We start from the raw sequence: 20,657 nt of genomic DNA on the forward strand, positions 1-20,657 counted from the left end.
TATTTTAACAAGGACTTGTCGACAAGTATACAAGTCGACCAAATCGAAAAAAAGAAGGGTTGGTATTTATTATGGCAGAAGAAGTAAAAAAACACCGGACACCGCCGGATCCGAATTCCGCAAAATATAAGCTGAATGCCATTGCGGCAAAGGCGTATGCAGATGCGCAGGCAGCAAAAGAAGCCGGAGAGATGGTAGGCTGGTGTTCCAGCAATTTTCCGGTTGAGATTCCTGAGACATTAGGGCTGGCAGTCTGTTATCCGGAAAACCAGGCGGCAGCGATTGCGGCAAGAGGAGCAGGAGAGAGAATGTGCGAGGTGAGTGAAGCCGACGGCTACTCAAATGATATTTGTGCCTATGCCCGCATCAGTCTTGCCTATGCAAAGATAAAGGATGCGCCGGAGCAGAACATGCCTCAGCCGGACTTTCTTCTCTGTTGCAACAATATTTGCAACTGTATGATTAAATGGTATGAAAATCTGGCAAAGGAATTGAGCATCCCGATGATTATGATTGATATTCCGTTTAACCCTGACTACGAGGTGTCAGAGGCGGAAGTGGTTTACATAAGAGAGCAATTTCTTGCTGCAATCAGACAGTTGGAGAAAATAACTGGAAAGAAATGGAAGGAAGAGCGTTACAAAGAGGTTATGGAATACTCAGGACGCACAAGCCGCGCATGGCTTGCGGCAACAGCTTGTGCAAAGTATAAGCCATCACCCTTTAACGGCTTTGATTTGCTGAACCATATGGCGGTTATGGTTACGGCAAGGGGAAAGGCAGAGGCTGCAGAGGCAATGGAAACGCTACTTAAGGAGTATGAAGAAAATCATAAAAATGGTGTTTCTACCTTCCGAGAGGAAGAGAAGCATCGCATTATGTTTGAGGGAATTGCCTGTTGGCCATGGCTTCGTGTCACCTCGACCGCATTGAAAAGCAGGGGCATTAATATGGTGACTACCATTTACGCAGATGCATTCGGCTTTGTTTACAAGGATTTTGATGATATGTGCCGCGCCTACGCGAAGGTTCCGAATGCGATTAATTTGGAGATGGCAAGAGATAAGAGAGTTAAGCTTTGCAAGGATAATGCAGTGGAAGGGCTTTTGGTTCATACAAACCGTTCCTGCAAGCTGTGGAGCGGTTTTATGTATGAGATGAGCCGCCAAATTGGAGAAGCCTGTGATATTCCTGTTGTGAGCTTTGACGGGGATCAGGCAGACCCTAGAAACTTCTCCGAAGCCCAGTTTGAGACAAGAGTGCAGGGGCTTGCAGAAATTATGGAGGAGAGAAAGGGGGCAGCGAAATGAGTTCAAAGGAAATATTGACAACATTAAAAGAGATTGCGTTAAATCCCAAAAAGCAGAAAGAGCGCTATCTGGCAGAGGGAAAGAAAATTGTGCTCACAGCCCCTGTTTATACACCGGAGGAAATCATTCATGCCATGGATCTTGTTCCGATGGGAGCGTGGGGAGCTGATTTAGAGTTAAAGGAATCAAAGGTTTATTTTCCGGCTTTCATCTGTTCCATTGTGCAAAGCATTGTAGAGCTTGGTATCAAAGGAACCTATGAAGGAGTCAGTGCAATCGTGGTGCCAAGTCTTTGTGACAGTCTGAAGGTGCTCGGAGAAAACTGGAAATACGCGGTGCCTTCCATTCCTTTTATTCCGATGACCTATCCGCAAAACAGAAGGGAGTCCTACGGCATTGCCTACACATGTGCGGGCTATGAAAGAGTGATTGCGGATTTGGAGCGCACTACAGGAAATACGTTTAGCGAGGAAAAGCTCGTAAAAACGATAGCGATATACAACGAGCATAACCGTGTAATGCGAGAGTTATCAAGTGCCCTCGCGGACCACCCCGAGGTAAGTGCGACAGACAGAAGTGCAGTATTTAAAAGTGCTTACTTTATGCTAAAGGAGGAGCACACAGCGCTTGTAAAGAAGCTTGTGGAAGCCTTAAAGCAGGAAACACCGGCAAAAGAAAAGACAAGGATTATGACAACGGGTATTCTTGCGGACAGCGCCTCCTTCTTACAAATTCTAGATAAGAATGGCATGCATATTGTGGATGATGACATAGCGGCAGAGAGCAGACAGTACCGGATTGATACAAAGCAGGGTGAAGCACCTCTTTTGAGGCTTGCAGAAAAATTTGGAGAGATGGGGCATTGCTCCGTGCTGTACGATGCAGATAAGAAGCGGATTGCAAGAATTGTTCAGAGAGCAAAGGAATATGACGTAAAGGGTATTATTCTTGTGCTGACAAAGTTTTGTGACCCGGAAGAGTTTGACTATCCTCTTATGAAAAAAGCCTGTGAGCAGGCAGAAATTCCGCTTTTATTAGTGGAGGTGGACAGACAGATGGTGGATTATGCGCAGGCAGAAACGATGATAGAGACATTTTCCGCAATGATGGCGGGATAAGTTTGACAGGAGGATGTAAGAGATGAGTGAAATAAAACGCCCGTTGGAGGGTGTAAAAGTAATTGAGCTGGCAACGTTTATCGCAGGACCTTGCTGCGCCAGATATTTAGCTGATTTAGGAGCTGATGTAATCAAGGTGGAGGCGCCAAGCGGCGACCCTTTGCGCTATACAGCAGTAAATGAAGGAAGACCGTACGGTGATGCGGAGGATACAAGTTTTTCTTTAGAAAATACAGGAAAGAAATGTGTCACACTGAATACAAAGACCGAGGTAGGTAGAAAAGTGCTTGAGGAACTTATCGCCGAGAGTGATATTTTTATAACAAACTGGCGTCAGCCGGCGTTGAAGAGAGCAGAGCTTGATTATGAGTCTTTGAAGCAGAAATATCCGAAGCTTGTTATGGGCTATGTGAGCGGCTATGGTGAAAAAGGACCGGATAAGGACCTTCCGGGATTTGATTTTACCGCCTATTTTGCGCGCGGAGGTATTATGGGAACGATGTATGACGTAGATTCTGCACCGATGCTTCCGGTTGCAGGCTTTGGAGATCATCAGGTAGGAATATATCTGGCAAGCGGTGTTTTGGCGGCGCTTTACCGTGCGAGAGAGACCGGACAGGGCGATCAGGTTACCGTGAGCTTGTTTCACACGGCTATTTGGGATATTTCTCTGTATTTACAGTGCAATCAGTACGGCGACAGTTCAACCCAGTATCCAATCAGCCGTAAATTAATTGCAAATCCATTGAACGTGGCACATAAGACAAAGGATAACCAGTGGATACAAATTTCCATGCCGCGCTATGATTTTCACTATCCAATCTTTATGAAGGCGCTGGGAAAAAATGAGCTTGCGGAGGACAGCCGTTTTTATCCGCAGACAAATCTTCAGGAGCATTTGGAAGAATTTTATCATATTTTAGATGATGCGATTAGAAGCTATACACTGGATGAACTTGTAAAGATCATGAATGAAGCCGACCTTCCTTACGCGGTGTGTCAGACATGGAATCAAGTGCTTGAAGACCCGCAGGCATGGGGATCTGACGCTCTTGCCAAGGTGACATTTCCAAACGGAAAAGAGCGGACAATGGTGCGCACGCCTGTTATGTTTGCAGAAACCGGATTGCCGGCGTATGAAAGGGGAGGCTTCCTCGGTGAAAATACGGAAGAAGTGCTTGCAAAACTTGGATATTCCAAGGAGCAGATTACAGCGATGATTGCGGCGGGAGAAGCGACAGGCTGTAAGAGAATCGGATAGGAGTAGGAGGCAGTCATGAGTTATACAATAGGAATTGATATTGGCTCTACAACGTCAAAATGCATATTGCTGGACAGCCAGCGGATTATTGTTGCCAAGGCTCTTGTGCAGGCAGGAACAGGGACGGACGGACCTGCAAGGGCATATGGGAAGGTATTAAAGGAGGCAGGCTTAAAGCGGGAGGACATTGCTTATATTATGTCAACCGGCTATGGAAGAGCCTCCTTTGAAGAGGCAGATGCAAATATGAGCGAGCTAAGCTGCCATGCGAAGGGTGTTTACCGGACGATGCCGGATATCCGGACGATTATTGATATCGGAGGGCAGGATGCCAAAGTAATCCGATTGAACGATAAGGGAAGCATTAGCAATTTTGTTATGAATGATAAGTGTGCGGCAGGGACGGGGCGCTTTTTGGAGGTCATGGCAAATATCCTTCAGCTTGAGGTCAAAGAGTTGGAGAGTTATGCGCTAAGGGCCAAGGAGCCAGTCAAAATATCCAGTACGTGTACGGTGTTTGCGGAATCTGAAGTCATTTCTCAACTCTCAAAAAATGTGGATGTATCCGATTTGATTGCAGGAATTTGCGGCAGCGTTGCAAGCCGTGTCGCAGGTCTTGCAAAACGAATCGGGATACAGAATCAGGTATGCATGAGCGGCGGCGTGGCAAAAAATGGCGGAGTGAGAGGCTCGCTTGAAAGGGAGCTTGGAACAGAGATTTTTTATTCGGAGGATGCCCAGTATATGGGTGCATACGGCGCTGCGATTTTTGCAAGTGAGAAGGTGTAGAACAGTGAAGGGAATGGAGCTTCATTATGCAGTTAGAAAATATTACCGTAGATAAAAAAATGGCGGACCATGTAAGACAAAATCCAAATGATTTGGCATTGGAATTTGGAGCTTACAGGCTGAACTGGAAGAAACTAAATGAACAGACCGATTGTATTGCCATTGCTCTTATTGAGAAGGGAATCAAAAAGGGGACACACGTAGGACTTTTTGGCACAAACAGTCTAAACTGGGTCTGTACTTATCTCGCACTCGCAAAAATTGGGGCAGTCAGTGTATTGATTAACTTTAACAACAAAAAAGAGCAGATTTGTCAGATGTTAAATTACGCCGACATTGCGTATTTGTGCTATGGAGATGGCTATAAAGAGCAGGATTTTAACGAGATGGCGGACGAATTGCGGTGCCAGAAGGAGCATGCACATATTAAGTACATACCAATCGGCGAAAAAAGCTGCGGTTTATGGAAAGAAAAGGGATATGAGGAGCAGGAATATCAGAAACTGGCTGTTTATAAAAGCGAAGTGAAATCTTCGGATTTCCTAAGTATGATTTTTACATCAGGCACGACGGCGCAGCCCAAGGGCGTTCTTCTGACGCAGTATCAAATGCTAAATATAGCAGCACAGGCAGCATCTATTATGAAATGGAGCAAGTCTGATAAAATCTGTCTGGCACTCGCCCTCTTTCACTGTTTTGGGCTGTCTACCGGACTTTTGGCGGGGCTTTGCAGCGGAGCTTCTGTCTGTCTGCTGCCCGGTTTTCGCTCCACGCAGGTATTGGAAGCAATTGAAACATACAAATGCACGGTGATAAATGGCGTTCCGTCCATGTTTCTGGCTCTTTTGGAGCATGCGGATTATGAAAAATATGATTTGAGCAGCTTAAAATCCGGTATTATTGCAGGCTCGGGAGTTCGCAGCCAGGATTATGTCAGGATAACAAGTTCTTTGAAGATACCATGCCTGCACCAGTCCTATGGGCAGACCGAGGCGTCACCAAGTATTACATTTTCTCTCTGTGAGGACAGCAGAGAGATAAAGGCGGTTTCTGTCGGGCGTGTTATGGAGCATATGGAGCTTCGGATTACGGATAAATGCGGCAAAGTTGTGTCAGCTTTTGTGGACGGTGAGGTTCAGATTAAAGGCTACAATGTAATGCAGCATGGCTATTATAAGAAAGATGAAGAGACTGCTTTGGCGTTTAGTAAGGATGGGTGGCTGAAAACGGGAGATATCGGACACCTGGACGAGGATGGAAATCTTTTTATCACAGGGCGGATAAAGGATATTATCATTCGCTGCGGAGAAAACATATCGCCGAAGGAGATTGAGGAAGTCATATCGGAATACAGCGGGATTAAAGACGTAAAAGTATTTGGGATACCGGCTGAAATTGTGCAGGAGGAGATTGTCGCCTGTATTGTTGCAGAGCAGGTGCTTTTGCTGGAGGATTTGAAAGGCTATTTAAGACGGCGACTGCCGGATTATAAATTGCCCAAATACATATATGAATGCAAGGAATTTCCGTTGCAGGCAAATGGGAAGTTAGATATAGGGAAGATGAAGGAACACGCAATAAAGGAAAAAGAAAAGACAATATTAAGCCTTTAGGGAGGAAAAAGCATGAATTTTACAAGGCAGCATGAGCTGATACGAAAATTGGCAAGGGAATTTGCCGAGGCAGAACTGACACCGGAGATTTTGGATAAAGTGGAGGAGACGGCTGAATTTCCAAAGGAAATTTTAGATAAGATGGCGGCGGCAGGGTTTTTCGGCATCAAGATACCAAAAGAACTTGGAGGCGCCGGGGCGGATACGGTTGCATACGTTATTGTGATGGAGGAGATTGCGAGAGTAAGCGCTGTGGCAAGTCTCTATGTGTCTTCACCAAACTCCTTATCAGGCGGACCGCTTCAATTGTCCGGCACACCGGAGCAGCTTGAAAAATATCTAAGACCTGTTGTGACAGGAGAAAAAATACTGGCATTCGCGCTGACAGAGCCGGGAGCAGGCTCCGATGCGGGCGGTATGACAAGCACTGCGGTGGAGGATGGCGACTACTATGTGTTAAACGGACGTAAAACTTTTATCACAATGGCACCTCTCGCTGATTTTGCGGTGGTTTATGCAAAGACGGATATGAGCAAGGGCTCAAGAGGAATCTCTGCATTTATCGTGGATATGAAGCAGGAGGGAGTATCCTGCGGCAAGGCAGAGCATAAGATGGGACTCATCGGCTGTGCAACAAGTGATATTATCCTCGAAAATGTCCGCGTACATAAGAGCGATATGCTCGGTGAGATAAACAAGGGCTTTACAAATGCGATGAAAACCTTGGATGTAGGGCGTATCGGAGTAGCGGCACAGTCCATCGGCGTGGCGCAGGCAGCACTGGACGAGGCGATAAAATATGCCAAGGACAGGAAGCAGTTTGGAAGAAAAATAGCAGATTTTCAGGCAATCAGCTTTATGATTGCAGAGATGGCGACAAAGCTGAAGGCGGCAAAGCATCTTGTCTATGATGCGGCATATTTAAAGGATACAAACCAGAATGCCTCCATGGCGGCTTCCATGGCAAAATACTATGCCTCCGAGGTGTGCAATGAGATTTGTGCAAAATCCTTGCAGATTCATGGCGGCTACGGCTACACGAAGGAATACCGCATTGAGCGTCTGTACAGGGATTGCAGGGTATTTACCATATATGAAGGAACCTCACAGGTACAGCAGATGGTCATTGCAGGACAGCTTTTGAAGAAGTAGGGGAAGAAGGAAGAGAGGAAATAACGAGATGAACATATTAGTTTGTGTAAAACAGGTGCCGGATACGACAGAAGTAAAAATTGATCCGGTAAAAGGTACGTTGATTCGTGATGGTGTACCAAGTATATTGAACCCGGATGATGCCAATGCGCTGGAAGCGGCGCTTTCCATCAAGAATAAAAATCCGGACACGCAGATTTCAGTTATCACGATGGGACCGCCGCAGGCGGATGAAATGCTGCGCGAATGTCTTTCGATGGGAGCTGACCATGCATATCTGCTGAGCGACAGAGCATTTGGCGGTGCGGATACATGTGCAACCTCCACGACGATTGCGGCAGGGATTAAAAAAGTAGGAAACATCGATCTCATACTGGCAGGACGTCAGGCGATTGACGGTGACACCGCTCAGGTGGGACCGCAGGTAGCGCAAAGACTTGACTTGCCTGTTGTCACCTATGTGCAGGATATTCAGCTTGAAAATGGTAAGGTAAAGGTACAAAGACAGCTTGAGGATGGCTATGAGGTGATTGAGGTACAGACACCGTGTCTGCTGACTGCGGTGAAAGAGCTGAATAAGCCGCGCTATATGAGTATTTATCAGATAATGGAAGCCTTTGAGAAGAACATAACGGTATGGAACCACGAGGACGTGGAGCTTGATCCGGCAGATTGCGGATTAAATGCCTCCCCTACGCAGGTTTTCCGCTCCTTTACGCCGGAACCGAAGGGAAAGGGCGAAATGCTTGCCGGAGATACGAAGGAAATGGCAAAAACACTTGTGACAAAATTAAAAGAAAAGCACATTTTATAGAAAGAAGGGTAGAAGGATGGCAGTCAGAATTATAAAAGATAAATGTAAGGGTTGTACCAAGTGTGTAAAAACCTGCCCTTTCAGTGCAATTACAATGGAAGGAAGATGTGCGGTAATCGGTGATGCCTGTACAAGCTGCGGTGCTTGTGTGGAAGCCTGCCCGTTTCATGCGATTGAGAAGGACGAAGAAGAGAAGAATGCAGCAGATTTAAGCGCTTACAAGGGTGTCTGGGTATTTGCGGAGCAAAGAGAAGGAAGTATTATGCCCGTGGCACTTGAGCTTTTGGGAGAAGGAAGAAAGCTTGCCGACGAGATTGGAACAAAGCTGTGCGCCGTACTTTGCGGACATGAGATTTCTGAGCTTTCCAAGGAGCTGATTGCTTATGGTGCAGATACGGTATATGTGGCAGACGACATTGAGCTTAAAAACTATCGAACCGATGCCTATACAAAGGTGATTTATGAGGCAATCATGCAGTATAAGCCGGAGATACTTCTTCTTGGGGCAACCCATATCGGGCGTGACCTTGGACCTTGTCTTGCGGTAAAATGCGGAACAGGTCTGACCGCAGACTGCACAAGGCTTGAAATAGATTCGGAAGATAAAAAGATAAAGCAGACAAGACCTGCATTCGGCGGAAATCTGATGGCAACGATTGTATGTCCGAACCACCGCCCGCAGATGTCCACCGTGAGACCGGGCGTTATGGACAAAGCCGTATATGATGCGAACCGTGCAGGAGAGACGATAGAACTTACCGTAGCGTTTCAGGAAGGGGATATCAGAACAAAGGTGCTTGAAATTGTGAAAACGGCAGGAGAGGCTGTGAGACTTACCGATGCGGAAATCATTGTGGCAGGCGGTATGGGACTTGGCGGAGCAGAAGGGTTTTCACTTCTTCAAAAGCTTGCAGATAAGCTTGAAGGAAGCATTGCGGCTTCCAGAGCTTGTGTAGATGCAGGATGGATTGAGCACTCCTACCAGATAGGACAGACCGGAACAACCGTAAAGCCAAGAATTTATTTTGCTTGTGGCATTTCAGGCGCGATTCAGCACTTATCCGGTATGCAGGATTCCGATTATATTATCGCCATCAATAAAAACGAGGCGGCACCTATTTTTGAGTGTGCCGATTACGGTATTGTGGGCGACCTGTATAAAGTTATTCCGGCTATATTGGAGGAACTGGAGAGCTGATGTGCTCCTTTATTCCAGCTCCATAAATTTTAGAGTTAAATGAATTTTTAACCGCTCTTCACCGTCGGATAAATCCAAGGTGAAGAGCTCTTTTATTTTAGCCATACGGTAAAACAGGGTATTTTTATGGATAAATAGATTTTGGGCAGCCACGGCTGGGGTGTCAGGGTAGGTCAAATATTCCTTTAATGTTATAAGAAGATTTGTATTATGCAAAGCATCGTATTCCTTCATTTTTATAACACCCGGATGATAGAAGCTGCTTAGCGGATACTGTTCCGCCAGGATGCCGCCGATATGCTGGCAGAGATAGTCAGTGTAAAAATGCAGAGAATCTTCCGGATGAAACCGCTGCCCGAACTGGTAAGCAGCAAGCGATTCCTGATAAAAACGCCTCGTATCAATCAGGCTGTGAAAGCAGCGGCTTACCGAGCCTGCCAGCTTGTTGATTTTTAAAAAGTCGACAAGGGTATTCTCTTTGACAAGAGCGGCAGCAGAAGGGTCTGCGAGGCATACGAGGAACACGATATGCCCCTCATAAATGATCCAATGGCTGTTTGGCAATATTTTATGAAGCTGGTTTGCGATAAGCTGTGCCTTTTTATCAAAAATGTTCATTGTCTGCTCTGTGATGGTCAAAACTCTAAGATATTCCGTCAAATTCCAGTTCAGGCTCTGAGCACGCCGTAAAATGGTGGGCATATCCCGCATATGGTTGTCCAAAAGCTCAGAGAGAAAAAAGCTGTGCATCAAGGATTCGTTTGTTCTGTAAAAATCGCTTTTTTGAAGCTCCAGCGAGACAAGTTTGCAAAGGAAATCTACAAATTCAAAATCATTGTCTGTGAAGGGGCGATTGCTGTCATTGACTGCAATGTGCGCGGACTCAATGCCGTAAATATAGACGAGTGCCGTAATCCAGCCCTCCTTGGCATCCTTTTCCTTGTTGTAATAAGGATAGCGTTTCTCTCTTGCCCGCTCGTACAGTTTTGCCTGCTTCATCGCCAAAATATTGCTTTCAACGATATAGCCCAGCTCTTTTTGCGTCTCCAAATCAGGTCGGTTGTAAACTACGTTTTGACAAGAAGCCAAAATCTTATAGCTGGAATCCACCAGCAGAATAGGATTTTGCAGTATCTCATAGGCAGTGTCAATCAACGCTTGAATTCCGAAATTGGAGTGAATGACCTGCATCAGCTTGTACATATTGCCGGAAAGGACATTGTAATCGGAAATGATAAAATCCACCTGCTCCTTCAATGCCATCAGGGTGCCGGGGGCGGTCACGTAGATTAGGTTTGCATTGTGAAAACGGTAGGAAAGCTGCTCGTCGGGAGCAGAAATCAGGCACAGGAAATTATAGCCCATGCTGTCAAAATCCTTTGATAAGGTTTTTGGGGTACAGAGATAGAGATAGTTCGGTTTTGGCACATTGTTTTCGTCTAAAATCAGGCAGTTATAAATTTCCTCATTGGAATTGGTGTTGGAAGCCCATGTAAAAGAGCTGTTTTTCAATTTATGGATCAGCTTTGAAAGGTTCATAGTATTCTCCTGTTGTGTTGTAACACAATATACGTGTTTGAAAATCACTAATTTTGGTTTTGGGTACATTGTTTCGATTAGTTAAATTATATATAATAGAAATGTAAAAAGCAATAAATCTGTAAAATATACTAAAAAAGTTCACAAATTAGCAGATTGAATGCTTGCAGCTAATAAATTTTATAATTGTGTTTTAATTTAAATAGGAGGTTTTGAAATGGAATTAAGAGATAGCATTAAAGAAAAATTAATCGAGAGAGGAGCACCTCTTTTTGGCAAGAAGCCGGAGGAAGTAACAGAGGATATGAGATTTGTGGAGGATTTGAATGCAAAATCCGTACACTATTCCCAGATTACCACATATTTAGAGGATGAGTTTGATGTGGAAATTCCTTATATGAATTTCAGAAGAAAAGCTACAATCGGAGAAGCTGTTGACTATGTACTTGATTTAGTAGAAAACGAATAAGCGGGAGGAAGAAAAATGGCAGACTTAAAAGGTGAATTTTTCACACAGAAGGAAGTTTTCAAAGGAGAAGAGATAGAGGCTATCTATCGTGTGGCAAGAAAGCCGGTAGCAGAACAGGGTGAAATCGATTTATCAGCAAGTGACGACCCGATGGCAAGAATGGGGCAGGGTTTTTGCCCTGCATTTAACCAGAGAACCTATGAGGCGGCACCGGGAATTATATGTGAGCAGGATACTGAGGTTGTGATGCGTGACGGTGTAAAAATCTATTGTGATATTTATCGTCCGGCAGATGTGACGACAAAAATTCCGGTTATCGTTTCTTGGAGCTGGTTCGGAAAACGTCCGGGTGATGGCATGTCAGAGTGGCAGATTATGGGTGTTCCGCCTCATACCGTATCAAAAATGGCTAAATTTGAATCACCGGATCCGGCATATTGGTGCCACCAGGGCTACGCTGTGGCAAACGTGGATGTCAGAGGTGCAGGACATTCAGAGGGAAATGTACATATGTTTACCCATCAAGACAGAGAGGACGGCTATGATTTTGTAGAGTGGATTGCAACACAGGAGTGGTGTAACGGCAAGGTTGGTATGTCTGGAAACTCAGGCGTTGCCATGCATCAGTGGGGAATTGCGGCAGAGCAGCCTCCTCATTTAGCTTGTATCGCACCTTGGGAGTGTACGACAGACCTTTACAGAGAGTCATTGTTTGAGGGCGGAATTCCGGCACTCAGCTTTAACGAGTTTATCGCGGCACAGGTAACCGGACCAAACGGTGTGGATGATCAGGTTGCGATGGCACGTAAATATCCTTTGATGAACGGATACTGGGAAGATAAAATCCCTGATTTTTCAAAGGTTCGTATTCCGGTTTATCAGACAGCAGGTTTCTCACACTTCCATTTGATGGGGTCTGTAAAGGCATTCCGCAAATGTAAATCACGCAGAAAATGGCTTCGTATGCACAGAGATTTTGAGTGGCCAGATACCTATATGCCTGAAAATCTGGAAGATTTAAAAAGATTCTACGACAGATATTTAAAGGAAATTCACAATGGCTGGGAAATGACTCCAAAGGTAAGAGTGGACATTATGGATGCTTACGATTGTGATTATCAGGTGAGAAGAGCGGAGGATGCATTCCCTCTGAGCAGAACCGAATATAAGAGATACTATTTAGATGCCGCCAAAATGACGATGCAGGATGCTCCTGTTTCAACAGTGTCCAAAGTATCTTATGATGCAAACACAGAGGAAGCCGTATTTGATATGGAATTTACGGAAGATACTGAATTGACCGGTTATATGTTCCTTCGTCTCTATGTGGAGGCAGACGGTCATGACGACATGGATATGTTTGTCAACATACAGAAGGCAGATGAAAAGGGTGAATTCCTTCCTTGGAATACCTTGGATGAGCCTCATCCGGGAGCATGGGGAAAAATCCGTGTATCCTGCCGCGAATTGGATGAAAAATTGTCCACAAGCTTTAATCCGGTGAGAAGCGGAAAAAGCGTTGAGAAATTAAAGACAGGTGAAATTGTGCCGGTTGATATCGCAATTGTTCCAAGTGCCCGTATCTGGCATAAAGGACAAAAGCTTCGCATTCAGGTTGCAGGAAGATACATCCGTGAGGGTTGGTTTGAGCCGCTTGCATGGGATGCGGAAAACAAGGGTAAGCATATTATCCACACAGGCGGAGAATATGAATCCTTTATTCAGGTTCCGGTTATACCGCCAAGATATGTTGCGGGAAGCTATGTATACCGCTAGGAGGAAGTATGGAAAATAATTTAATTCAAAGCTTGGAAGAAAAGGCGAAACAGAAACCGCAAAAAATTGCTTTTCCCGAGACGGGAAATGAAATGATATTAAAAGCAGCCGAGGAGGTTGTGAAAAGAAAAATCGGGTATCCGGTCATGGTGGGCAATCAGGACGTGATTGAAGCGTTTGCAAAGGAGCATCAGGTGAGTACGGAGGGCTTTTCCTACTACGACAACACAAGTGAGGAAGCGAGAGAAAAACTTGCGAAGGAATATATTGCGAAATTCGATGATTTCAGCGAAAAGGCAGTTATGCGAAAAGCAAAGGACAGCGTGAATTTTGCCATGTTCTTGTTAAAGCTCAAAAAGGCAGACGGCGTGGCAGCGGGAAGAGAGTATACGACCGCGGATGTTATTATCTCGGCACAGACTATCGTGGGACTGAAAGAAGGCTTTAACTCCATCTCAAGTCTTGGAATTTTAAATGTACCGGGCTTTGAAGGACCGGAAGGACAGATGCTTGCAATCGCAGATTGCGCAGTAAATGCTCAGCCAGATTCTGATGACCTTGCAGATATCGCCATCTCATCCGCAGATACAGTAAAAACACTGCTGGGCTGGGAACCGCGTGTTGCTATGCTTTCCTTTTCGACTTGCGGAAGCTCAGAGCATGAGAGTATCGATGTGATCAGAAAAGGAATTGAAATTGTAAAGATAAGAAGACCGGACCTTAAAATTGACGGTGAATTCCAGCTTGATTCCGCGATTAATCCAAAGACGGCAGCCAATAAGGTAAAACGCGAGAGCGACGTAGCCGGCATTGCAAATGTATTGATTTTCCCTAACTTACATGCGGGAAACATCGGAGTTAAGCTGATACAGACCTTTGGAAAAGCAGATGCCTACGGTCCTGTATTGCAAGGCTTTGCGCTACCGGTTTGTGATTTTTCGAGAAGTGCGCCGCTGTCAGAGATGATGGGAAATATCATTATGCTTATCATTCGTGCACAGGAAGACGGAGGAAACTAAAATGGCAGATTGTTATAAGATTTTTACATTAAGTCCGGGCTCTACCTCCACAAAGCTTGCGGTGTTTGAGAATGATAAGCTGATATTTAAGGCAAACGTGTCTCACGATCCGGAAAAATTAAAAGGCTTTGCGGAAATCAGCGACCAGCTTTCCTATCGTAAGGAGACCATTCTGGAGGAGCTTGAAAAAGCAGGAATTTCCCTGAGCGAAATGAACGCCTTTGCTGCATACAGCGGTGGCTTGGAAAGCATGGTCGGAGGCGTATACCCTGTCAATGACATGATTTTAAAGCACTCCCGCGAGGGAAGAACGGTAAAGCACCCCGCTATTTTGGGAGCACAGCTTATCGATGCATTTTCCAAGGAATATGGTGCGCCGTCCTTTCTTGTGAATCCGCCTGATGTGGATGAATTTGAGGATTTGGCACGTGTGACGGGAATGAAGGGCATTTACCGGGAAAGCCGTGTCCATGTATTGAATCAGAAGGAAGTGGCGATGCGCTATGCGAAGGAGCTTGGAAAGCGCTACGAGGAATGTAACTTCGTCGTATGCCATGTCGGAGGCGGACTTTCCGTTACGGCACACAAGCAGGGACTTATGGTGGACGGAAATGATGTGCTAAACGGCGACGGACCGATGGCGCCAAACCGCACCGGTGAACTTCCGGCTGTTCCGCTTATCAAGATGTGCTTCTCGGGTGAGTTTAACGAGAAGGAAATGATAGCAAAGGTGAGCAAAACCGGAGGTCTTTTGGGACACCTTGGTACAGACAACACCTTAGAGATTACAAAGAGAATCGATGAGGGTGACTTGTACGCAAAGCTCATTTTTGACGGAATGGCATACCAATTGTCCAAATATATCGGCTCCTATTCAGTTGTACTGGAAGGAAAGGTAGACGGCATTATTTTGACAGGCGGAGTGAGTAACAGCTGTTATTTCACAGACCAGATTACAAAGAGATGTGCATGGATTGCCCCTGTTAAGATTTACGGCGGTGATTTCGAGATGGAAGCCTTGGCAGCAGGCGCACTTCGCGTCTTAAACAAGGAGGAAGAGCCAAAGAATTACACGGGAGATCCTGTTTGGAGTGGTTTTGATTTTGTGAAATAGTAAAAAGTACAAAAATATTATTTATATTTAAAAATAATTATGCATTTTGATAAAAATAGTGGGGCAACAACAAAAGAATAATTGTAATTTAGTTATAACCAAATGGATATAAATGAAAGTTTTTATATGTATTTCACAAATGTATTCGTTGCGGTTATAATTAAATTATCATTACATGTTAAAAAAATAACGAATAGATAAGGAGGAAGTCGTTTTATGAAGATTTTAGGTATTTCTTTTGGAACGCAAAACGGAAACAACGATGCAGTGTGCAAGGAGGCATTAAAAGGAGCTCAGGAGGCGGGGGCAGAAATTGAGTTTATTAATGTGTTCAAGCTTAACATTAAGCACTGTACGGGCTGTATTGCATGCGTAAAATCCCTTATGACGGGAAGAGGTAATATGTGTGCGATAAAGGACGATTTTGACTGGCTGCTTGATAAAATGTTAGATGCAGATGGTATCGTTGTTGCCGATCCGATTTTTGAAAAAGGCGGAACAGGAATGTTTCACACGATGACAGACCGCTTCGGACCTAGAATGGACAGAGGAAACAATTTGATTAGCTGTAAGATTGCAGAGGCTACAGGCGGAAAAGCTCCGGACCCTCGAATTTTGAAGGACAAAGTAATTTCCTACATGGGAATCGGCGGATCTGACTGGACAACGAGAGTACAGTGTGATCATGCAATGCATGCATTGACTCCGATGTGGAAGGTAATAGACAATGATTTCTTTAAATGGTCAAAGGGCATCATCATGGAGGATGATAAGATGGCGAGAGCGCATCAAATCGGAATCAACATTGCAAAAGCCGCAGAGGATTTTGAAAAGGCAGAGTACCAGGGAGAAGACGGCGTATGTCCTCACTGCCACAGCAGAAACTTCTATTTAGATTCGGAATCAACTCATGCAATCTGCTGCCTATGCGGTATTGAGGGTGATGTGGTAATTAAGGATGGAAAAGTAAGCTTTGAATTCCCGGAAGAGCAGATTAAGCATGCACATGATACCTTATCCGGCAAGTTTATCCACGGAGACGATATCAAAGAGAATGAAGGAAAGCTTATGGAAACCCAGAAAACAGAAGCATACAAGGCGCGTGTAAAGTCTTATAAGGACTTTATTCAGTCATCGGTGCCTGTTGCAGCAAACTAAAACTACATATTGAGGGAAGAAAAGGAGAAATAAAATGAACAAACCAGGTCCTAGATTTATAATCGTATTTAACTTAGTTTTGAATTTTCCCATGGCATTTGCACTGTCAGTAACAGCTCCGATTCTTATGGGACAGGAGGTATTCACCTTGAATCTTGTCGTAAATGTTTTGATTGGCTTTATTTTAGCATGTATGATTAATATGCTGCTGCCGATTCAAAAGATTAGCATGGGATTTCCGTCTCTGTTTAAAATAAACCCTGAAAGCTTTGCGGGACGCTTTGTGGGTAACATACCGGTTTGCCTGATATTTGTACTTATTATCGGATTTATCTTAACCGCTTATAATGTGAGACAGGTACCGGCATTTCTGTTTGCCTTTATCGGAACCTTTATTCCGATCTATGTTGTGTGTTTTATCGTATCAATGATATTCCTTCCGATTGCAATGAAGGCTGGAATGGCTGCGGACAAAAAAGTGAACACAGCGTTATAAGGATAACAACTATAAATGGAGTGTGAGTTAAGCTCACACTCTATTATATTGTAAATAAATTGACTAATTGGAGGAAAAAGTGTGAAATTAAAGCAAAAGAGATGGCTTATTTTAGTGATAAGCTGTCTGATTAATCTATGTATCGGCTCACTCTACGCGTGGAGCGTATTTGCTTCACCGATGGCTGACTATATCAACGGAATCAAGGGACTTAGTTTAAATGCGGGCAGTATGGCAATTGTATTTACCATTGCAAACTCTGTCGGCCCTATTACCATGATTTCGGGCGGCAGCATCAATGACAGATTCGGACCGAAGTTTGTTATCTTTGCAGGAGGTATCCTGTTTGGAGGAGGCATGCTTTTGTCCGGCTTTGCTCAAAGTGTGGGCTTTTTGATACTGACCTACGGAATTTTTATGGGGCTTGGAATGGGACTGGTATATGGCTGTACGATTAACAATTCCGTTAAGTTTTTCCCTGATAAAAGAGGGCTTATCGGAGGAATTGCAACCGCTACCTATGGATTAAGCTCTGTTATCATGCCGTTTATTGCAAATGCTCTTATTCAGAATGTCGGAATTACGATGACGTTTAAAATCATCGGCGTAGTCTTTTTAGTTGTAATCTGTGCAGGTGCATTCTTTATTGAGAAATGTCCGGCGGACTATGTGCCGGAGGGCTGGACGCCGAAGCAGGCAAGCGAGACAAAAAAGTCCTCTGCCGACAAAAATTGGAGGGAAATGCTTGCGGACAAACAGTTTTATGTGATGCTTGTTATCTTGACGTGCGGTGCATTTTGCGGTCTTATGTTTACTTCACAGGCTTCTGCGATTGGGCAGAATATGGTTGGCATGTCGGTTACGGCGGCGACCACAGCAGTTTCCGTACTGGCATTGTTTAACGCGACGGGACGTATTGCATCAGGTTATATTTCTGACAGGATTGGAAGAATCAATATGTTGGCGATTGCGTTTGTTATCGCACTGGCGGGACTTGGAACTTTGTATATGACAGGAAACGGTGATGTAGCAAAATTCTATGTTGGAATTTCGGCAGTTGGTTTTTGCTTTGGCTCTTTTATGGGAATATTTCCAGGCTTTACAGCGGACCAGTTTGGAACAAGAAATAACAGTGTAAATTATGGAATTATGTTTATTGGTTTTGCCTTTGCAGGCTTTTTCGGACCGACGCTTATGAAGCAGATTTATACGAGGGACGCGGCTTATCAGAATGCTTTCCTCGCGGCAATCGGCATTTCTGCGGTTGGGCTTTTGCTGACTTTTGTATTTCGGGCTATGAACAAAAAGGTGGAATAACATAGCGAGATAGGCTATACTAAGAGTATCAGGGCAGTGAGCTTATTAAGGAGAGGGAAGCAATATGTTAAAAATTAACTTGCAAAGTATCCATTATTTTTTGAAGGTTGCAGAGACGCTTAATTTTACGGAAGCTGCAAAGGAGCTCTATGTCTCCCAACCGGCACTTAGTAAGCAAATCCGCCAGCTGGAGCTGTCCGTGGGGGTACAGCTGCTAAAGCGTAATACAAAGCAGGTGGAGCTTACAGAAGGCGGAAAAATTATGTTTAATGCGTGGTCACAGGCAATCGGCCAGATTAATGATGCACTGGTGCAGGCGCATGAGGCGAACGCGAAAAGCAAAAAGAAGCTTCGTATCGGATTGTTGGAGTTTGGCGGCGTGATTGATACTCTTATGCCCTTGCTTGAAAAATATGCCGACAGCCAAGAAGAATTTGAAATCGAGTATGCCACCTATGGTTTTACACAGCTTAAAGAGAAGCTGAAAAAGCGGGAGCTTGACATTATTTTCTCCTTTTCATCCGAGATACCGGCTCAAAATGCGGGGATATCCTTTCGTATTTTAAAGGATATGGATTTGAACATTATTGTATCAAAGAAGAATCGGTTTTATGGCAGAGAAACGCTGGAGGTAAAAGAGTTAAAGGATGAGACTTTTTATATTTTTTCAAACGCTTATTCGGATGAAGCAAAAAACAGCATTGTGTCACACTGTCAGAAGGACGGCTTTTATCCGGCAAAAATAAAGTTTTTTCCGAATATTACGTCCCTTGCAATTGCTCTCACCTCGGGGACAGGGGTTACGATAGGATATCGTGTGTTTTTTAGCGATATGGGGGACAGGCTTAAGTTTTTTCCTATTAAAGAGGAGATTGGAAAGCACTATATTGTGATGGCGTGGGAAGAAAAGAAGGAAGAACAGCTTCAGGATTTGCTGGAATTTTTGAAGGAACGGATATAACATTATATTGATTTAAAGGAGGATTTTCATGCATACGGAAGTAATAAGATTGTACGAGGGAAGAGATGATGTGACGCTGACGGCTTATGTGGTTTCCGATTCACCGGAAATGACAAACGGTGTGAAGAGACCGGCGGTTTTAATCTGCCCGGGAGGAGCCTATATCAATTGCTCAGACAGAGAAGGAGAGCCAGTGGCATTAAGATTTGCATCCATGGGTTACCATGCCTTTGTGTTGCGTTACAGTACATATACAAAGGGAGCGTTTGGCTTTCCTGATTTATCGAAGGAGATTTTGCCAAACGAGCTGTGTCAGCATCCAAAACCGATGCTGGATATCGGAAAAGCCTTTTTGACGATACGTCAGCATGCGAAGGAATGGCTTGTGGACGTTGATCGGATTGCAGTTTGCGGCTTTTCGGCAGGGGCACATAATTGTGCAATGTATTCCACCTTTTGGCATACCCCTATATTCGCGGAAGTTTACGGAGAAAAGCCGGAGGTTTTCAGACCGGCGGCAGCAATTTTGGGTTATACCTTGAGCGACTATCTCTTTATGAAGGAGACAAAGGGAGCTATGAATGCGATGGACAAAATGCTGTTTGAGCTTTCCAACACTGCTTTACTTGGAACATCTAACCCAAGTGAGGAACAGCTAAATGCAGTAAGTCCTGCATTACATGTATCGAAGCATAACCCGCCGACCTTTCTGTGGGCAACTGCGGCGGATAGCTTAGTGCCGGTACAGCATTCTATTCGTATGGCACATGCGCTTGCCGATCAGAAGGTGCCGTTTGAGATACATGTTTTTGAGGAAGGTGCACACGGACTCAGCATCGCGACGCAGGCATCAGCCGGTTCAAAGGCACAGATTAACGCCGATGCCGCAAAATGGGTCGGCTTGGCGGATACTTGGTTATTAAAGAGAATGGAGCTGCCCTTACCCGAGAAGACAGAGTTTGAGGAAAGTCTTGAGATGGCTTAGAGGTAAATGTAGAATACACTGTTAGATACCGGAGTAGAATGCCGGTATTTAACGGTGTATTTTTTATATTCTAAGGAATTTGCTCATGCCAAGTATGTAGTGGGCGTAAATCCTTTTTCTCTGCTTGTCCGGCAAAGAAGTCATAGCAGCCCATAATTGTTCGGCTGTCATTTTGCGCTCGTAGAGTTCGCAGGGAGTAAGTGAGACGAACAAAATATCATTTTCAATTCCATCGCCTGCGTCCAGAGAGTCGTGAGCCTTATTGTAAAAGCGGCGGCGAATAAAGTTCCGTTCCAGTCGCTCCGCTTCCAAAAGGGCGGCTTCCACTTCATCAGGTACCTCAATAAAAAGGTCAGTATTATAAAACAGGTAAAAATCCCAGAAAGGTGTCGAGTGAAAAATGAGCGGAATGCCCGCTCATAAATTGATTTGATTTTTGCTCAAAACCGCTGTTCATTGACAATGTAACTATTATGGCATAACTATTTACCCACCGAGCAACGTTTTTTTTCTTTTCCGCTCGTGCAGTGGGTATTTTTTCATTTACCTCAAGTTCAGTTGGCCCGAG

General features: G+C 44.6%; 19 protein-coding genes. 17 read left to right on the top strand and 2 right to left on the bottom strand.

Annotation, left to right across the window (positions count from 1 at the left end):
- Positions 1-71: 71 nt before the first annotated feature.
- The 8 genes from CTY48_RS00830 to CTY48_RS00865 are packed head-to-tail and all read left to right on the top strand — an operon-like array spanning position 72 to position 9,255.
- Positions 72-1,310, top strand: a complete 1,239-nt coding sequence (locus tag CTY48_RS00830) for a 2-hydroxyacyl-CoA dehydratase subunit D (protein ID WP_099466622.1) — start codon at positions 72-74, stop codon at positions 1,308-1,310.
- Positions 1,307-2,428: a 2-hydroxyacyl-CoA dehydratase subunit D gene (locus CTY48_RS00835; protein ID WP_099466623.1), complete on the top strand. Its 1,122-nt coding sequence runs from the start codon at positions 1,307-1,309 to the stop codon at positions 2,426-2,428. The genes CTY48_RS00830 and CTY48_RS00835 overlap by 4 nt, the downstream gene beginning before the upstream one ends.
- Positions 2,429-2,450: 22 nt before the next feature.
- Entirely contained in the window at positions 2,451-3,689 is a 1,239-nt protein-coding gene (locus CTY48_RS00840; RefSeq protein WP_099466624.1) for a CaiB/BaiF CoA transferase family protein, read from the top strand.
- Positions 3,690-3,704: 15 nt separating this feature from the next.
- Positions 3,705-4,478, top strand: coding sequence for an acyl-CoA dehydratase activase (locus CTY48_RS00845; protein WP_099466625.1), 774 nt, complete (start codon positions 3,705-3,707; stop codon positions 4,476-4,478).
- Between the two features lie 26 nt (positions 4,479-4,504).
- Positions 4,505-6,091, top strand: a complete 1,587-nt coding sequence (locus tag CTY48_RS00850) for a class I adenylate-forming enzyme family protein (RefSeq protein ID WP_099466626.1) — start codon at positions 4,505-4,507, stop codon at positions 6,089-6,091.
- A gap of 12 nt (positions 6,092-6,103) precedes the next feature.
- Positions 6,104-7,243 (top strand): acyl-CoA dehydrogenase family protein, encoded by a 1,140-nt coding sequence (locus CTY48_RS00855; protein ID WP_099466627.1) that lies wholly within the window; start codon positions 6,104-6,106, stop codon positions 7,241-7,243.
- Positions 7,244-7,271: 28 nt separating this feature from the next.
- Positions 7,272-8,057 (top strand): electron transfer flavoprotein subunit beta, encoded by a 786-nt coding sequence (etfB, locus tag CTY48_RS00860; RefSeq protein WP_099466628.1) that lies wholly within the window; start codon positions 7,272-7,274, stop codon positions 8,055-8,057.
- Positions 8,058-8,073: 16 nt separating this feature from the next.
- On the top strand, positions 8,074-9,255 hold the full coding sequence (locus CTY48_RS00865) for an electron transfer flavoprotein subunit alpha/FixB family protein (protein ID WP_099466629.1): 1,182 nt from the start codon (positions 8,074-8,076) through the stop codon (positions 9,253-9,255).
- 9 nt (positions 9,256-9,264) lie between these two features.
- Here CTY48_RS00865 and CTY48_RS00870 read toward each other — a convergent pair whose 3' ends face one another.
- Positions 9,265-10,794 (bottom strand): PucR family transcriptional regulator, encoded by a 1,530-nt coding sequence (locus tag CTY48_RS00870; protein WP_180272603.1) that lies wholly within the window; start codon positions 10,792-10,794, stop codon positions 9,265-9,267.
- A gap of 217 nt (positions 10,795-11,011) precedes the next feature.
- On the opposite strand from CTY48_RS00870, the gene CTY48_RS00875 reads away from it, so the two are divergent.
- The 9 genes from CTY48_RS00875 to CTY48_RS00915 all read left to right on the top strand — a co-directional run bounded on the left by CTY48_RS00875 (position 11,012) and on the right by CTY48_RS00915 (position 20,089).
- Positions 11,012-11,263 (top strand): acyl carrier protein, encoded by a 252-nt coding sequence (locus tag CTY48_RS00875; protein WP_099466631.1) that lies wholly within the window; start codon positions 11,012-11,014, stop codon positions 11,261-11,263.
- A 15-nt stretch (positions 11,264-11,278) separates the two neighbouring features.
- On the top strand, positions 11,279-13,039 hold the full coding sequence (locus tag CTY48_RS00880) for a CocE/NonD family hydrolase (RefSeq protein ID WP_099466632.1): 1,761 nt from the start codon (positions 11,279-11,281) through the stop codon (positions 13,037-13,039).
- A gap of 8 nt (positions 13,040-13,047) precedes the next feature.
- Entirely contained in the window at positions 13,048-14,058 is a 1,011-nt protein-coding gene (locus CTY48_RS00885) for a phosphate acyltransferase (RefSeq protein ID WP_099466633.1), read from the top strand.
- Between the two features lies 1 nt (position 14,059).
- Positions 14,060-15,172, top strand: a complete 1,113-nt coding sequence (gene buk / locus CTY48_RS00890; RefSeq protein WP_099466634.1) for a butyrate kinase — start codon at positions 14,060-14,062, stop codon at positions 15,170-15,172.
- A 216-nt stretch (positions 15,173-15,388) separates the two neighbouring features.
- Positions 15,389-16,330, top strand: coding sequence for a flavodoxin family protein (locus CTY48_RS00895; RefSeq protein ID WP_099466635.1), 942 nt, complete (start codon positions 15,389-15,391; stop codon positions 16,328-16,330).
- Between the two features lie 34 nt (positions 16,331-16,364).
- Positions 16,365-16,826 (top strand): hypothetical protein, encoded by a 462-nt coding sequence (locus tag CTY48_RS00900; protein WP_099466636.1) that lies wholly within the window; start codon positions 16,365-16,367, stop codon positions 16,824-16,826.
- Positions 16,827-16,907: 81 nt separating this feature from the next.
- Positions 16,908-18,143 (top strand): L-lactate MFS transporter, encoded by a 1,236-nt coding sequence (locus CTY48_RS00905; RefSeq protein ID WP_099466637.1) that lies wholly within the window; start codon positions 16,908-16,910, stop codon positions 18,141-18,143.
- A gap of 64 nt (positions 18,144-18,207) precedes the next feature.
- Positions 18,208-19,104: a LysR family transcriptional regulator gene (locus tag CTY48_RS00910; RefSeq protein WP_099466638.1), complete on the top strand. Its 897-nt coding sequence runs from the start codon at positions 18,208-18,210 to the stop codon at positions 19,102-19,104.
- Between the two features lie 28 nt (positions 19,105-19,132).
- The gene (locus tag CTY48_RS00915) at positions 19,133-20,089 is read left to right on the top strand and encodes an alpha/beta hydrolase (RefSeq protein ID WP_099466639.1); all 957 of its coding nucleotides are present in this window, start codon (positions 19,133-19,135) and stop codon (positions 20,087-20,089) included.
- Positions 20,090-20,152: 63 nt separating this feature from the next.
- Here the strand turns inward: CTY48_RS00915 and CTY48_RS00920 are convergent, their stop codons facing one another.
- Positions 20,153-20,401, bottom strand: a complete 249-nt coding sequence (locus CTY48_RS00920; RefSeq protein ID WP_331463133.1) for a hypothetical protein — start codon at positions 20,399-20,401, stop codon at positions 20,153-20,155.
- Positions 20,402-20,657: the final 256 nt, after the last annotated feature.

The sequence above is a fragment of the Konateibacter massiliensis genome (assembly GCF_900184995.1).
GTDB classification, from domain to species: domain Bacteria; phylum Bacillota; class Clostridia; order Lachnospirales; family Lachnospiraceae; genus Lachnotalea; species Lachnotalea massiliensis.

Bases quoted from the DNA above. Each gene is read 5' to 3' on its own strand.
- CTY48_RS00830 (WP_099466622.1), top strand. From the start codon at position 72: ATGGCAGAAGAAGTAAAAAAACACCGGACACCGCCGGATCCGAATTCC.
- CTY48_RS00835 (WP_099466623.1), top strand. From the start codon at position 1,307: ATGAGTTCAAAGGAAATATTGACAACATTAAAAGAGATTGCGTTAAAT.
- CTY48_RS00840 (WP_099466624.1), top strand. From the start codon at position 2,451: ATGAGTGAAATAAAACGCCCGTTGGAGGGTGTAAAAGTAATTGAGCTG.
- CTY48_RS00845 (WP_099466625.1), top strand. From the start codon at position 3,705: ATGAGTTATACAATAGGAATTGATATTGGCTCTACAACGTCAAAATGC.
- CTY48_RS00850 (WP_099466626.1), top strand. From the start codon at position 4,505: ATGCAGTTAGAAAATATTACCGTAGATAAAAAAATGGCGGACCATGTA.
- CTY48_RS00855 (WP_099466627.1), top strand. From the start codon at position 6,104: ATGAATTTTACAAGGCAGCATGAGCTGATACGAAAATTGGCAAGGGAA.
- etfB (WP_099466628.1), top strand. From the start codon at position 7,272: ATGAACATATTAGTTTGTGTAAAACAGGTGCCGGATACGACAGAAGTA.
- CTY48_RS00865 (WP_099466629.1), top strand. From the start codon at position 8,074: ATGGCAGTCAGAATTATAAAAGATAAATGTAAGGGTTGTACCAAGTGT.
- CTY48_RS00870 (WP_180272603.1), bottom strand. From the start codon at position 10,794: ATGAACCTTTCAAAGCTGATCCATAAATTGAAAAACAGCTCTTTTACA.
- CTY48_RS00875 (WP_099466631.1), top strand. From the start codon at position 11,012: ATGGAATTAAGAGATAGCATTAAAGAAAAATTAATCGAGAGAGGAGCA.
- CTY48_RS00880 (WP_099466632.1), top strand. From the start codon at position 11,279: ATGGCAGACTTAAAAGGTGAATTTTTCACACAGAAGGAAGTTTTCAAA.
- CTY48_RS00885 (WP_099466633.1), top strand. From the start codon at position 13,048: ATGGAAAATAATTTAATTCAAAGCTTGGAAGAAAAGGCGAAACAGAAA.
- buk (WP_099466634.1), top strand. From the start codon at position 14,060: ATGGCAGATTGTTATAAGATTTTTACATTAAGTCCGGGCTCTACCTCC.
- CTY48_RS00895 (WP_099466635.1), top strand. From the start codon at position 15,389: ATGAAGATTTTAGGTATTTCTTTTGGAACGCAAAACGGAAACAACGAT.
- CTY48_RS00900 (WP_099466636.1), top strand. From the start codon at position 16,365: ATGAACAAACCAGGTCCTAGATTTATAATCGTATTTAACTTAGTTTTG.
- CTY48_RS00910 (WP_099466638.1), top strand. From the start codon at position 18,208: ATGTTAAAAATTAACTTGCAAAGTATCCATTATTTTTTGAAGGTTGCA.
- CTY48_RS00915 (WP_099466639.1), top strand. From the start codon at position 19,133: ATGCATACGGAAGTAATAAGATTGTACGAGGGAAGAGATGATGTGACG.